This is a genomic window from Microcoleus sp. S13_C3 (assembly GCF_036700905.1).
Lineage (GTDB): Bacteria > Cyanobacteriota > Cyanobacteriia > Cyanobacteriales > Microcoleaceae > Microcoleus.
The window spans coordinates 105,345-118,530 of record NZ_JAUBPT010000003.1 but is presented as its reverse complement, the minus strand read 5'-3'; the positions used below and the strand labels follow the sequence as shown (position 1 = coordinate 118,530).

The 13,186-nt window shown below is 46.1% G+C and carries 13 protein-coding genes; 6 read left to right on the top strand and 7 right to left on the bottom strand.

Annotation, left to right across the window (positions count from 1 at the left end):
- The 6 genes from QUA16_RS01920 to QUA16_RS01895 form a co-directional block, all read left to right on the top strand.
- Window positions 1-580, top strand: a 580-nt coding sequence (locus QUA16_RS01920; protein ID WP_333180987.1) for a phosphodiester glycosidase family protein, incomplete at its 5' end; no start/stop codon positions are given.
- Between the two features lie 46 nt (window positions 581-626).
- Window positions 627-1,187, top strand: coding sequence for a Uma2 family endonuclease (locus QUA16_RS01915; RefSeq protein ID WP_333101569.1), 561 nt, complete (start codon window positions 627-629; stop codon window positions 1,185-1,187).
- 23 nt (window positions 1,188-1,210) lie between these two features.
- The gene (locus QUA16_RS01910; protein ID WP_333101679.1) at window positions 1,211-1,369 is read left to right on the top strand and encodes a hypothetical protein; all 159 of its coding nucleotides are present in this window, start codon (window positions 1,211-1,213) and stop codon (window positions 1,367-1,369) included.
- Window positions 1,323-1,448: a BrnA antitoxin family protein gene (locus QUA16_RS01905; RefSeq protein ID WP_333141330.1), complete on the top strand. Its 126-nt coding sequence runs from the start codon at window positions 1,323-1,325 to the stop codon at window positions 1,446-1,448. The genes QUA16_RS01910 and QUA16_RS01905 overlap by 47 nt, the downstream gene beginning before the upstream one ends.
- A 15-nt stretch (window positions 1,449-1,463) precedes the next feature.
- On the top strand, window positions 1,464-1,673 hold the full coding sequence (locus QUA16_RS01900) for a hypothetical protein (protein ID WP_333101570.1): 210 nt from the start codon (window positions 1,464-1,466) through the stop codon (window positions 1,671-1,673).
- 1 nt (window position 1,674) lies between these two features.
- Window positions 1,675-2,100, top strand: a complete 426-nt coding sequence (locus QUA16_RS01895; RefSeq protein ID WP_333101571.1) for a hypothetical protein — start codon at window positions 1,675-1,677, stop codon at window positions 2,098-2,100.
- Window positions 2,101-2,460: 360 nt separating this feature from the next.
- On the opposite strand, the gene QUA16_RS01890 is transcribed toward QUA16_RS01895, so the two are convergent.
- The 7 genes from QUA16_RS01890 to QUA16_RS01860 all read right to left on the bottom strand — a co-directional run bounded on the left by QUA16_RS01890 (window position 2,461) and on the right by QUA16_RS01860 (window position 12,996).
- The gene (locus QUA16_RS01890) at window positions 2,461-3,027 is read right to left on the bottom strand and encodes a diheme cytochrome C (protein ID WP_333101572.1); all 567 of its coding nucleotides are present in this window, start codon (window positions 3,025-3,027) and stop codon (window positions 2,461-2,463) included.
- Window positions 3,028-3,047: 20 nt separating this feature from the next.
- On the bottom strand, window positions 3,048-3,956 hold the full coding sequence (locus QUA16_RS01885) for an MBL fold metallo-hydrolase (protein WP_333101573.1): 909 nt from the start codon (window positions 3,954-3,956) through the stop codon (window positions 3,048-3,050).
- Between the two features lie 511 nt (window positions 3,957-4,467).
- The gene (locus tag QUA16_RS01880; protein WP_006634582.1) at window positions 4,468-4,980 is read right to left on the bottom strand and encodes an inorganic diphosphatase; all 513 of its coding nucleotides are present in this window, start codon (window positions 4,978-4,980) and stop codon (window positions 4,468-4,470) included.
- Window positions 4,981-5,227: 247 nt separating this feature from the next.
- On the bottom strand, window positions 5,228-6,742 hold the full coding sequence (locus tag QUA16_RS01875; protein ID WP_333101574.1) for a serine/threonine-protein kinase: 1,515 nt from the start codon (window positions 6,740-6,742) through the stop codon (window positions 5,228-5,230).
- A gap of 143 nt (window positions 6,743-6,885) precedes the next feature.
- The gene (locus tag QUA16_RS01870) at window positions 6,886-8,193 is read right to left on the bottom strand and encodes a serine/threonine-protein kinase (RefSeq protein ID WP_333101575.1); all 1,308 of its coding nucleotides are present in this window, start codon (window positions 8,191-8,193) and stop codon (window positions 6,886-6,888) included.
- Between the two features lie 160 nt (window positions 8,194-8,353).
- Entirely contained in the window at window positions 8,354-8,902 is a 549-nt protein-coding gene (locus QUA16_RS01865; RefSeq protein WP_333101576.1) for an inorganic pyrophosphatase, read from the bottom strand.
- Between the two features lie 911 nt (window positions 8,903-9,813).
- Entirely contained in the window at window positions 9,814-12,996 is a 3,183-nt protein-coding gene (locus tag QUA16_RS01860) for a GAF domain-containing protein (RefSeq protein ID WP_333101577.1), read from the bottom strand.
- Window positions 12,997-13,186: the final 190 nt, after the last annotated feature.

Below are 13,186 nucleotides of genomic sequence, written 5' to 3'. Positions count from 1 at the left end.
TCGCGGTTGGCTAAACCGTGAAAGCTTACTGAGGGATAACCGCTCCCATGCTCCCGATGAAGTAAGAAGCAAATGTCGAGACTTGTCTAGTATTTGTGTAGCAGTTATTGATGAGGGTAAGCCGGATTGGAGTCAATATTGGTTTTCTTTGACTTGCGGGCCGAGATTGGTTAAAGGGGAGAAAGTTTGGCTGTCTCCTTTATCGGAAGGTTTTAAAGATTCTCATGTTGTGGGCGTGGGCTCGATAACGGCGATCGGCTTTCCGGCTTCGAGAGATAAGTTATTTTTGGTAACTTTTTTTGATAGTTTGTCTTTGGAAGCAGAAGCTAAAGTTGTGCAAGCGATGGCGTCCCGCCCTCGCCCGTGCTACGGCTGTTTTGAAGCGATGAATTTGGACGGTGGTGCTTCCGTGGGTTTGGCTCATCAAGGGCAGATTTTATTGCCGCCGGGACGGAATTTGACGAATGTCCTGGTGGTTTACGATCGCGAATATCCAGATCCTGCTCAATTAAAACAGTCTTGGGAACGCTTTCAAAAGGGTGCTCGACCAACGCCGGACAAATCAGTGTTTTTTGATTGAATTCGCAATTGATATAATATTCAGTAAGCTTTTGCAGGCAAAGATTATGACAGCAACAAGAGAAAAAATCTGGACAGTTGAAGAATATCACCGCATGATTGAAGCTGGCATTCTCACTGAAGGTAATAAGATTGAATTGCTAGATGGGAGAATTGTTGAAATGAGCGCACAAACTCCACCCCATGCTGCTACAACCCAACGCAGCGATCGATATCTACAACACCTGCTAAGAGATTTAGCAGCTATTCGCGTGCAGTTGTCAATTACTTTAGCAACTTCGGAACCGGAACCCGATATAGCTATTGTTGGTATCGATCCGGGAGATTATCGCGACCATCACCCAAATCCTAGCGAAATCTTGCTGTTAATTGAAGTTTCCTATTCGACCTTACCAATTGACCGCCGGGAAAAAGCCCCGATTTATGCGAGAGCAAATATCGCTGAATATTGGATATTAGATGTAGCGGCCCGCGAGGCATATATTTACCGGAATCCTGCACCGGGAGGCTATCAATCTGAGATAATTGTTGCAGATAATGCTGTGATTAGAATGCTAGCTTTTCCAGAGATTGAAATTAGTTTTTACGAACTATTTTTGCCTGTTTAGTTGGTGTTTTACAGCAACCAAATATGAACAACGAATTTACTTCGAGCAAATCTCAAACTGACTGGCAACGCCTCGATGCCATAAGCGATCGAGATATTGATTTATCTGATTGCCCTGAAATTACGCCTAAAATGTTTGCGCTTAGCAGTAGTTCGGCGAGGTTTGCCCAACCCTCAGACTAAAGCTCAACTCACCTTACGCATAGACAGTGATGTTTTGGAGTGGTTTAAACCTCAAGGTCGTGGTAAGATAGAAAAATGAATTCAATGGCGTTTTATGTCAAATCTTGAATTATTAGACCAACTTCGGCAGTTATCCCCTGCCGAGAAGTTTCAAATGATGCAATTTTTAATGGCTGAATTGGCGAAAGAAGAAATGTTAAAGCCATTGGATAATGGCGCGGGTTATCGTGTTTGGTCGCCTTATGATTATGGTGATGCTGCTCAGAAATTAATGAGCTTATTAGAACAAGAAGAAACGAAATAAAATGCGATATTCTAAACGATTTTCTTTTATCGAACGAAGGAATCAAGCAGGAGAAACTAATTATTTTCCCTGTGTACCCATAACTTTAAGCTATCGGGATTGTATTTCGGAGACTTTGGGTTTGTTGGATACGGGATCGAGTCTTAATGTTTTACCGTACCATGTTGGTTTAGCGTTGGGAGCTGTTTGGGAGGAGCAAACGCTTTCAATTCCGTTAGCAGGTAATCTTGCGCCAGTGGAAGCAAGGGGTTTAGCTGTGGTGGGACAAATTAGCGATTTTCCACCTGTTCGTTTGGCTTTTGCTTGGGCTAAATCTAACGATCCGCCTATTATTTTAGGCCAGTTAAACTTTTTTATGGAGTTTGATGTCTGTTTTTATCGTTCACAGTTGGCGTTTGAAGTGTGTCCTAAATTTAGGGAGAGTTGAGATTAAGCTGTTCGACATTTAAAGGACGATTGTAGGGTGCGGAGCGTACATAAGCGTTTCCCTTGTAACTGTAAGTGTTCGCTTCTGACGCACCTTACCTGGTTCGTTAGTCGTTTAAATGCGTAACAGCTTATGAATATGATCAAATGGTGGGTTGCAGCATAGATATGGGAAAATCTTAATTTTTTTGAGTCGAGATTGACACTACGCTCTGCAAGTAAATTCCGCTCAGAATGACATAATTACAATGACTTTCCGTGGGCCTAAAATCTCTTCATCCGCCTTAGCGCGATACACCCACGATCCAATCAGCTCGCATAACCTCCCTACTCAATAGTTTGTGGATAATTCCTGCATTCCCTACGGAGAGTTTTCCCACTCGGCGGTAAGCTTGCGGAAATTGTATTGAGATGCGCCGGGGTGACAAGTAACGCAACTGCTGATATTTGCGGGTTGTGACATTTTGACTTTGGGGTGCAGTGCTTTGAAATAGCGAGAACTGGCGACTCGATAGGCGAGTTCTTCGTCTTTGGCTTGGGGACGGGAAAAAGTTTGCAGGTAGTTCCAGACTAGCAGGCGGGGCGGGTCTACTAGCAGTTTGATGGTTTGTCCGTAGTGTTGGGGATCTTGCAGCAACCGGCGCCAGGTTTCTGTAGGTAATACTTGCGGCGGTAAAGCGATGTGACAGGTGGCGCAGTTTTCTAGGTACAGTTGCTGTCCGAGTTGGTAGCGTTCCGGGATGCGATCGACCGTACCAGTATCCTCGATCGAAGACACCTGAGCAAGTCGCGCCGGAGTGCGAGAATAGGCAGTCTGAGCTGCAACCCATCCGCCGCAGGTACAGCAGATAATTATCAACAATAGCAACGTTGAGTAAAGCCCCCGCAAGCCTACTCTGCGACGTTTGCGGGGTTTTTCCTGTTTCATAATTCTGAATTTATTTTTGGTTAAATTACTGGTATGCTCATGCCTTCGCGGGCTAAGCAGCTATTGGCGAAAACTGCCTGCACCTCTGCTTCTACGCCATCGAGAAAATTGTCGTCGTGGCCTGGATCGTGGTGAAACATCACGATTTTTTTGACTCCAGCAGCTTTCGCTATTTCTACTCCTGCTTGCCAAGTCGAGTGTCCCCAGCCAACTTTCGGGGTTTTGAAGTCGTAATACTCTTGGTTGGTGTAGTTGGCGTCGTAAATCAGCACGTCGGCGTTGCGAGCGAGGTGTAACACGTTGTCGTCCAGGCGATCGGGAAAATGTTCTGTATCGGTGCAGTAGACGGCTGTGTGTCCCTCCCAGGTGACTCGATATCCGATCGCGGTGTTGGGATGGTTGAGCAGTGCCGTTTCTATTTTCACATCGTCGAGTTCGAGAATATCCCCAGGCGTCAAATCGTTGAATTTGAGGTCTGATTGCATGACTTGGATGGGGACGGGAAAATTGGGGTGCACCATTTGGTCGGCAAGACGGTGTTTGATTGTAGTGCCGTTGGGGGCGATCGCACCGTAAATGTGAAAGCAGTTCCCTGGGATAAAGGCGGGAGTAAAGAACGGAAACCCTTGAATGTGATCCCAGTGAGTATGACTAAAAAACATATGGGCTTCCACCGGCATTTGCCGCAGCAGATTGAGGCCTAGAACTCGCAGGCCCGTACCACCGTCAAAAATCAGGCGTTTTTTGCCCAAGCGCATTTCTACACAGGAGGTGTTGCCTCCGTAGCGCAGTGTTTTGGTGCCGGGGGTGGCTATGCTGCCCCGCACGCCCCAAAACTGAACGACAAACTCGGTCAAAGGACTATTTTCCATAGTGGCTTTGCGATCGGAGGGCTGTGGATTGGCTAGAGAGGGTGCGGAATCTGGCATTTTTTTTAGTTTTGGCGGCAGGAACTTGGGAGTTGAAATCTTAGTTTTTACTTTTTAGTTTTTAGCAATCTGTACTATAATAAAGCGCTTGATCGGGAAACCATTCGAGTGCCGCACACTTGGGCTATTACAAGCCTAAACCGTACCGGTTGGTGTAGGAGATGTCGCTTGAGAGATTATTTTTCCACCCTGCGGGCTGTTGATCGTGTTCTCTATTCTGAGATTAAGATAGCGCCGAACCAGAGTTGTTAGGGTTAAATTTCCTCAAACGTAGAACGCATTTTCCAGGGGTAGAATTTGCGCTTAATCTTACTCTAGGAGTAGTATTTTTTTCAAGATTGGGGCCGGGGCGGGGTTTTCAGGAATGCCGTTCCGGTGACTCGGCATTGACGAAGGATTTGACCTTCTAGCTACCCGTTCCTCGACTGCATCGCCTGACGTGCAGCATCGCCTTGAGTTGGGCCCTCTGAGTTTTTAGTCGGGTTGCAGTCGAGGAGTGCGGGCTAGGGACTTATTTGCGATCGGCTGCGATGCACTTTTCCACTAAGGGCATGACTTGATCGACATCTTGCCAACCCAGAATTTCCGTGACTTTTTTCTCCAAATTTTTGTAGGTTCTAAAAAATTCGGCTATTTCGTCCAGGCGGTGGGGGGCTACGTCTTTGAGGGACTTATAGTGAGCATAGCGGGGGTCTTTGTCGGGAACGCACAAAAGTTTTTCGTCCCTGTCGCCTCCGTCGATCATTTCCAGCATTCCGATCGGACGGGCTGCGATTATGCACCCTGGAAATGTGGGCTCATCCATCATGACCATGCCGTCGAGGGGGTCGCCATCATCGGCTAAGGTATTGGGTATGAAGCCGTAGTCGCACGGATATTGGACTGAGGAAGAAAGCACCCGATCGAGAGCAAAGGCTTGTAAGTCTTTATCAAATTCGTACTTGTTTTTGCTACCGGCGGTAATTTCGATGAGGACGTTGAGCAGTCCTGGTTTCGGCTGTGCCGGAATTAGCGATAAGTCCACAACAATATCTCCAAGTTAACAGATGATTGGGATGAGTGCTACTTGCCAAATCCCTTTGATAGCATTTTACGGGCGATCGGGCCTTTCGGCTGCATGAGATTGACCGAAAGCGGGGGAGTGTGTCGCCGGCTGGGGGAATACACGCTTTCGGGCGAGACGCCCATCCCACACAATAGAGAGGGGACGGGCGGGACGCCCATCCCACAGTTTGAGAGGGGAATGCTTTGCTTGGGCTAGGGAGATATGTTCAGAACCATTTATTCTGTTTACCGTCTGTCAAAATTATTTTAATTTTCAAACCCAACCACTGGCTCAGTTCTGTTGCTAACCACTTGATTTCTGATTCACTTAGTCCCTCCTTCTCTCCTAACTGATATTTGTGTTTGCCTGCTTGAACTATCATCTGATAGACTTTCCCTAATCTCACTTCCGAGTGGCCCTTCTGCATAAGTAATGATGCCGCTTGATATAACTCTCTAGGGATTGAAAAAGCAAAAATCATAACTTTTATAACTTTTATAACTTTTACACCAATACCGCTGTTTCTATATTCACGTTGTTGAATTTCCAACTGGCAAATCTCGTTTCTGGGAGATGGCTTGGCATGATTCCATCTCAACCCCAGTAGATGGCTGCTACAGGAGATTTGCTGGCGATCGATTCTGAGGCGCCTTTCCCTAAATAGTGCAAATATCAACTTTAGTCCTGCCATACATAACAAACTTCCTGATATTATTATAAAAAATTGGGGATTTATCTTTAACGCATCGCTCAACATATCCCTTGCTATAAATGAGACAGGACTCGCAGATACCACAGCCGAAAGCGTGGCAATTAAACCAAAACCGATGCCTGGTGGCGGAATTACAATTTCTATAAACTCCGAATTTTTTGTAAGTTTAATATCGCTGCCTTGTGGCTGCAGCACCACCATAGGACTTTTGTTGATAAGGTGGGGATTTTTAAGCCCTCGCCATGCTTCCCTAGCCGAAGATAACCGTTTGGACAAACTTGGTTCTGTCATCCACTCCAGCCAATCTATTAAATTAGGATTGACCTGCGGTACCCGATCGGCAAATTGAATTTTCAAATCCTGCTGCGACAGTTCGGTGGGATGCAAACCCGTTACCAAATAAATTAAAGTTGCACCTAAACCGTAGAGGTCAGAAGCCGGAACCGAGCGCCCGCCAAATTGTTCGGGTGCCATATACCCGTAAGTTCCCACTACTGTAATTGTGCCGCCAAATTTTGCAGCTTGGTTCTGCACCGAACCGAAATCAACTAAATAAACTTGTCCAACCGAGTTACCTGATCTGCTATGCAGTAAAATATTGCTAGGTTTAATATCGCGGTGAATAACAGGCTGATTTTGCTCGTGCAAATAATTCAAAATTGCTAACAGCGATTTAGCTAATTCTTTCACCTCGCTTTCGCTAAAAGTACGCCCCGATCGCAAATGCTCTTGCAAAGTTTTTCCCTCTACATAAGTCTGTACCAGCGCAAAGCTTTTACTGTTTAGTTCGTCAATTTCCAGGTAATCGAGGTAGCGCGGAATTGCTGGGTGAGAAAGTGCTTTTAAAGTTTCCGCTTCCCGTTCAAATAGCTTGAGGTCTTGCCATTCAAAATCGCTGCCGAGGAATAGCTGTTTGATAACAACTAATTCGTGAGTTTGTAAGTCACGAGCCAGCAGCGTTTGGCGACCAGTTTGTTTTCCTAGTTGCCGCTGCACTTCGTAGCGTTCTGCTAATATTTTGCTAGTCATATTTTTTTACATGAATTTGAGTGTGAGGGGAACGTCGGGGTTCAGAAACCGGGTTTTTTAGCGAGTCTGGCGGTTCTAACGCGTCTTTTCGTAAAAACGCGGTTTCTAGGAGTCGGAGTGCGTCCAGAACTGTAAATTTTAGATTACAGTCCACTTTCTTTTTGATACCACCGGGCAATAGACTTGCTACTTGCCCCCATTGACAGTCCTGCAATTAGCGACGGTGCTAGCACGAAAATAATCTCAAAACTCAAATCGTTTAGCTTATTCCAATCCATTATCCGAAAGTAGACGATGCTTATCGAGGTACAGAGTACAATACTAATTGCAGTTAAAACCTGTCGGTGAAGTTTGGGATTAGTTAGGGGAAAGAACCACAAGCGCGTCACAATTCCTACGATTATTCCGTTCCCCAACCCCAGCAGCAAGCCGAGAAAAAGACCGATAAATCCTCCTAAAATTGTCGCCACTACCGGAAAAATAAAGGTTCCGTAAATTGCTGCACAAGCTCCTACACCTAGAGTGCCCATCCAAGTGCTGCGCCCGATCGCATTCTTGAACAACCTAGAGGTATCTAGCGTTTTTCCCAGTCTCAATGTCTGGGAATATTTATTTATTTGCTGTGGTTTTTCTAGAACTTCTTTGGCTATTTGGACTGAGGCGGGACGGCATTCTAAACTGGGATGCGTCATCCACTTCAGCCAATTGGTAAAACCGGGACTCAGTTGGGTGAATTGCTCGAATTCAAGCTGCAAATCTTGCTGCGGTAAATCGGCTGGATGCTGCTTGGTAATTAAGGCGATTAATGTTGCTCCCAAGCTGTACAAGTCGGAAGCGGGAACTGCTCTCCCGCCAAATTGTTCGGGCGGCATATAGCCATAAGTTCCGACAACGGTGACTGTTTTTCCCTGTTGCGTGGCTAGGGTTTGAACTGCACCAAAATCGACTAGGTAAACTTCGCCGACGCTGTTTCCCGATCGATTCTTGAGTAAAATATTGCTGGGTTTAATGTCGCGGTGAATGACGGGGGGCTGTCGCTGGTGCAGGTAGGCGAGGATGTCTAATAATGCTGTGGCTAATTGTTTGACTTCGCTTTCGCTGAAGGTGCGGCCGTCTGAAAGATATTCTTGTAGGGATTTGGCTGCGATGTAAGTCTGAACTAGGGCGAATCCTTTGCGGTTGGGGGTGTCGATTTCAAAGGAGTCGAGATATCGGGGAATTGCGGGATGGGATAGGGATTTTAAGGTTTCGACTTCTCGCTCGAAGAGTTTTAAGTCTTCCCAGTTAAAGTCGCTGCTGAATGACAGGAGTTTGACTACTACTTGCTGTTGGGTTTTTAAGTCGCGGGCGAGTAAGGTTTGCCTTCCTGCTTGCTTGCCGAGCCGCCGATCGCACTGATAGCGATCGGCTAATATTTCTTTTGACAAATCGCCGATGTTTTCTCCGCTCATGTTCTCTTGCCCTAGAACCGATTAAACCTAGTGTAGTTGACAAAAGTGGAATAATCGCAAATGTTCGGGCTAGGGCAAAAAAATTTTTATGTCAAAGAGCAACTGCCTTTAAGAGCGATCGATCTCGCACAATCAAGACGCCCCTGAGTGAAGCTTGAATTTAATTTTGGATTTGCTTGTAAATTGACTGCACTACGTCGAGCAGGCTCAAGACTTGCTGCCATTCGGGGGCATCGGGGTTGTAGCTTTTGGCGCGCTGAGCTTTCAAACTGTGGTGCAAAAGGGAAAGCAGCGCCTCTGGAGACTCTAAAGAATTGTCATCTTCATCTGCTGGGGTTTGGGCTGCATTTTCTTCGATGTCTTCTTTAATTTTTTGTGCTCGATCGGCGAGGGCTAAAGATCTGCCTGCCAGGTTTTCCGGCATTTTGGGCTGTTCGGACAAAGACGCGCTGGTTAGTTCTACCAATAGTTGACAGACTCGATCGACCCATTCGTGATCGTTTACTGAAAAGGAACCGGATTTGAACACTTGCCCGTCAGGTCTTTGTTGAATGCTTTGTACCTTCTGGATCAGAGGGATAGCCTTAACAGTGATATTTTCCGGGATTCTGGGGATATCTGACAGGGAGCTCCGAGCAATCTCCAGCAATAGTTGGTAAACCTGATCTACCCACTCAACATCTCCCGATTGCGAATTCCAATTATTCATAACTGACGCTAGTGGTTTTCTATATCTAAGACTAGAACATTGACTATCTGCGAAGGAAGCTCTTTTTAGGAGCCGCTAACGCTATTAAGACTTACGCAGGTGGGGTGAGAAACCCGGTTTTTGAGCGGATGTTTCGTCACCTTTCTCCAAGATTTTTCTCAGAAACTGGGTAACGCTGCCGCCAGTCATAACTATTTTTAAGCGCTTCAAATAATAGAAGTGCTAAGTTTGTTGCGGTAGGTAGTGCGATCGAAACACCTAGGGCGAAACCCCCGGCATCTCGCTGGCAAATTGAAATCCGGTTATTTGGCACTCCCCAACCTAAAGGATGGGGATTCTTAATTCAGCGACTGACCTTTAAGTGTTGCGTCCTTACGGCAATACTCAAACCTTTTAACCGTAGAAATCCTACCAATTAAGGAGTCTGATTCGCAGTCACCCGCCTAGGGCCTATCTCCAAAAGCGTACTAGGATATTGACCTAGAGTTTGGGTATGCCCTACCCTACCTAACAAAAGTAAATTGTTTATTTTTCTGGTGGTGAGACTGTATTAAGCCTCTAGCTGTATGGCGAGTTTTCGCCGCTCTTTGTCCCCCGGTTAACGCCTAAAAGTGTGTCTGAGTCCCTGTTTCACGAGGGCGTTGCGAGTTTAACCTTGACTATTGTAGCATACCACAAATACTAGGAATTTCCTGATTTTTAAGAATGGATTTAAGAAATTAAAGCCGTCCTAAAAGGATGGGGTTTTAAACCCATCTTCCTGATAACCATAATACCTGTTGGAGCTTATTTACAATTACCTCAATAGGAGATTAAGGTTAATTGGTGGTGGGATGGGAGGCGCACCCCCGATCGCGATCGCCCCCACCCCGAACCCTGACGCCACCGCCAGCATTTGCTGTGGGCTACTGCTATTTTTCTGTGAGATTCCACACACCATCCCAGTTGAGTACGTCTGAAAAACTATGCTGAAATAACATACAGCGATCGACGTGCAATTTAGCTGCCTTGTTTTTCGGGTCAATTTCCAGAACGGCGTTAAATTCGCGTTTGGCGTCTGTAAAAGCTTGCTTGGCTTTGGGTTCTAAGGCTTTCTTAAACTCGCTCAGCAGTTTTTTCACCCGATCGAGTCCCAGGTTTTCAAATTCCTCATCTAACATTTCTGCAACTGTCTCGCAGGCCCGACTTTTAATTTTCGCCTGCAATAGCTGCCTGATCTCTCCTGGTTTCAGCCGCTTGATTTGAGGATTTGATGGTTCTAAGATGTCTGCTTCCAAGAGCTTTTTGACTTCGCCTTCTTGCAAGTATTTAATATCGTCTGCTGATAGGGGCTTGATTTTTGCTTGCAGCAGCACTTTGGCTTCGTCTTCCGAGAGGTTTTTGATTCCTTCCAATTTCAGCAGTTGGATTTCTGGCTGCAACAGTACGATGAGTTTGTCTGCTTCGGACAGGTTTTTCGGGTCGTACTCTGACAGCTTTTTCAGTTGATATAACAGGTTCCTGAGTTCGTGTTCCAACTGTTGCTCTAAATTGTAGGAGAGTTTCTTAATCTCTGCCTCCGGCATTTCGGCGACATCCTTTAAGATGTTTTTCACCTCACTTTCTGAAAGTCTTTGGCTAACGGGAGTTTTGTAATGTTCGCGCCCCTTCGTGTAATGTTCTATAATTTGTTGCTGTGTTTCGGTTAGTGACTTGCCCACTGGCGAGTATCCCTCGCGGATGCCGACGAGTTCGTAAACGATTACGGGTTCGCTTTTGCCTTTGACAGTAATAAAGTCGAGTTCTCGCACGTACAGCCGATCGGCATAATCTCTGTAAGTATTGTCGCTGATGATCAAGTCGGTGCCGTACTGCTTGCTAGCGCCTTCTAAGCGAGAGGCAAGGTTTACACCGTCTCCGATCGAAGTCAATTCCATGCGTTTGCTACTACCGATGTTGCCGCTGACAACTTCATCGGAATGCACGCCCATACCAATGCCGATCGGCAGTTCGCCATTTGCCACGCGATCTCGATTGAACTCTGCCAGTTTTTCCCGCATTTTCACCGCCGTTTGCATGGCGCACCAAGCATGATCCTCTAGGGGCGCTGGAGAGCCAAAAACTGCCATCAGAGCGTCGCCGATGTATTTGTCGAGAGTCCCTCCGTACTCGAATACGACATCTACCATCACTTCAAAATATTTATTCAGCATCACTACCACTTCTTCGGCTTGCAATTTTTCCGTAAGTGTGGTATAGCTGCGAATGTCTGAGAACAGCACCGAAACGTTTTTGCGCTTACCGCCCAATCCAGTATCCCCTGAAGCTAACAAAGCTTCGGCTACTTCGGGAGTCATGTAACGGTACATCAAGTTTTTGATTTGCTTGGCGCTGCTAATATCTTCCATGACGACTAACGCGCCGTTGACCTTGTTGGGGTCGGTAGCGTCAGTCATTGAATTAATCGAGAGATTGATACTCTGCCCTTCTCCTTCCAAGGAGAGTAAAACTTGATCTGGGTAATACTGCTGGCGGTCGTTATCGTCTTCGGGAGACAAAGACGCATCAAACCATTTGGCAAAATCGCCTTTTTCTAACTTAATCAACTCGCGCAAAGATTGACCTTCGGCTAATTCGGCATCGCTGACACCCAGTAATTTTTTGGCACTGGGATTGGTCGCTACTATATTGCCTTTTTTATCAGTAGAAATCACGCCGTTAGTCAAGGCGTGCAGCATATCTTTTTGTCTTTGTTCTTGCTGTTTGACTTCTGCAAACAGTTTGGCGTTTTGCAGCGCCACTCCTGCTTGGATGTTAAACGCCTTCATAAATTCCATGTCGTTGCGATTGAAACTCGCTTTCCACTGATCGGGGGCGTGAGGCCAATCTTCCGGGTTGTAGGGCGGGAATTCTCCTTGTCGTTTTTTATTAACTAATTGGGTGACGCCAATCAATTTTTTGTCCGAGTTAAAGACTGGCATACAAAGCATACTACAAGTGCGGTAGCCCGACTTTTGATCGACTTCTTTGGAAGTGGCGGCGCGGGGGTCGTCGTACACGTCAAAGGGAATCAGCAGTGGTTCGCTAGATTGGGCGACGATGCCTGCAAAACCGGCGGTTCTGGGTATGCGAATTTCTTTCAAGTTGCCACCCATCGGGATTTTCGTCCACAGTTCGTCTTTATCTTCATCGATTAGCCACAGGGTGCTGCGATCGGCATTCATGAGTTCTTGGGCCTGATCCATCACCCTTTTTAGGGTATCTTCTAAGTCTAAACTGCTCTGAGAAAGAGCGTTGACGGCGTTCATCAGCGCCGTTGCTGCTCGTTGTCTCTGAGTTGCTGCGTAGAAAGATTTGGACGATTCTAGAATTAGGCGAATCGAGGGAGCAAATTCTTTAAAAACTTGTTCGTCTTCTTTAGTAAATCCGTGCCGATCGATTTGTTCGTCTAAAGTCGGGTATTTTTCGTGATTTGGTCTTAGTTTATTAATCAGTTGAACAACTGCTACTAACTCTTTTGTATCTTCATTAATCAGGGGCATTGCCAGCATTGTATAAGTGCGGTAGCCCGTTTTTTCATCAGTTTTTTTGGCGTTAGCAGATCGTTCGTCGTTGTAAAAATCGTAAGGGATATTAACCACTTTTTGGAACGTGGCTACTTCTCCTGCAATACCCACGTGGGCCGGAACTCGGATTTCTAGGTTTTTGCCATTTTCGTCTTTAGCGACGATCGCCCAGAGTTCATTTTTTTCGTCGTCTAATAAAAATATCGTGCTGCGATCGGCATTCAGCAATTCCCCTGTTTTGAGGGTAATCGACTGCAACATCTCGTTGAGTATGGCGTCAAATCCCTCGCTCTCCAGGATATTGTCGAGCATTCCCAAGGTTTGATTGACAACCTTAAGTTTGTCTTCTACTTCCTTAACTACTACTGTGAAACTTTGCTTATTTAGAAGGTCGAGAATGCCAGAGAGGTTTCCTTGGCGCGGGATAATTGCACTGCTCCTAATTTCCGGGGGAGAATAATGTTCCTGATGATGATTTTCACCGCCGACAACAGCGACATCAATCACGTTGTCCAGAGAAGAGTAATTGGTGGAAGATGCAGATTTCATAGACCTTTACAGAAGCTTAAGTGTAAGGGTTAGTCTCTAAGCGAAGAGAGTGGGGAAGTTGATTAGTGAGTCACCTGTCGCACAAAACTCAATTATGTGTGAAAGTATTTCCCAGTTTACAGAACTCCGACCACAAGGCAAGGGAAATTCAGTTGGCCTTGCTGCTGAACGGAGGGTGGGCGAATAACGA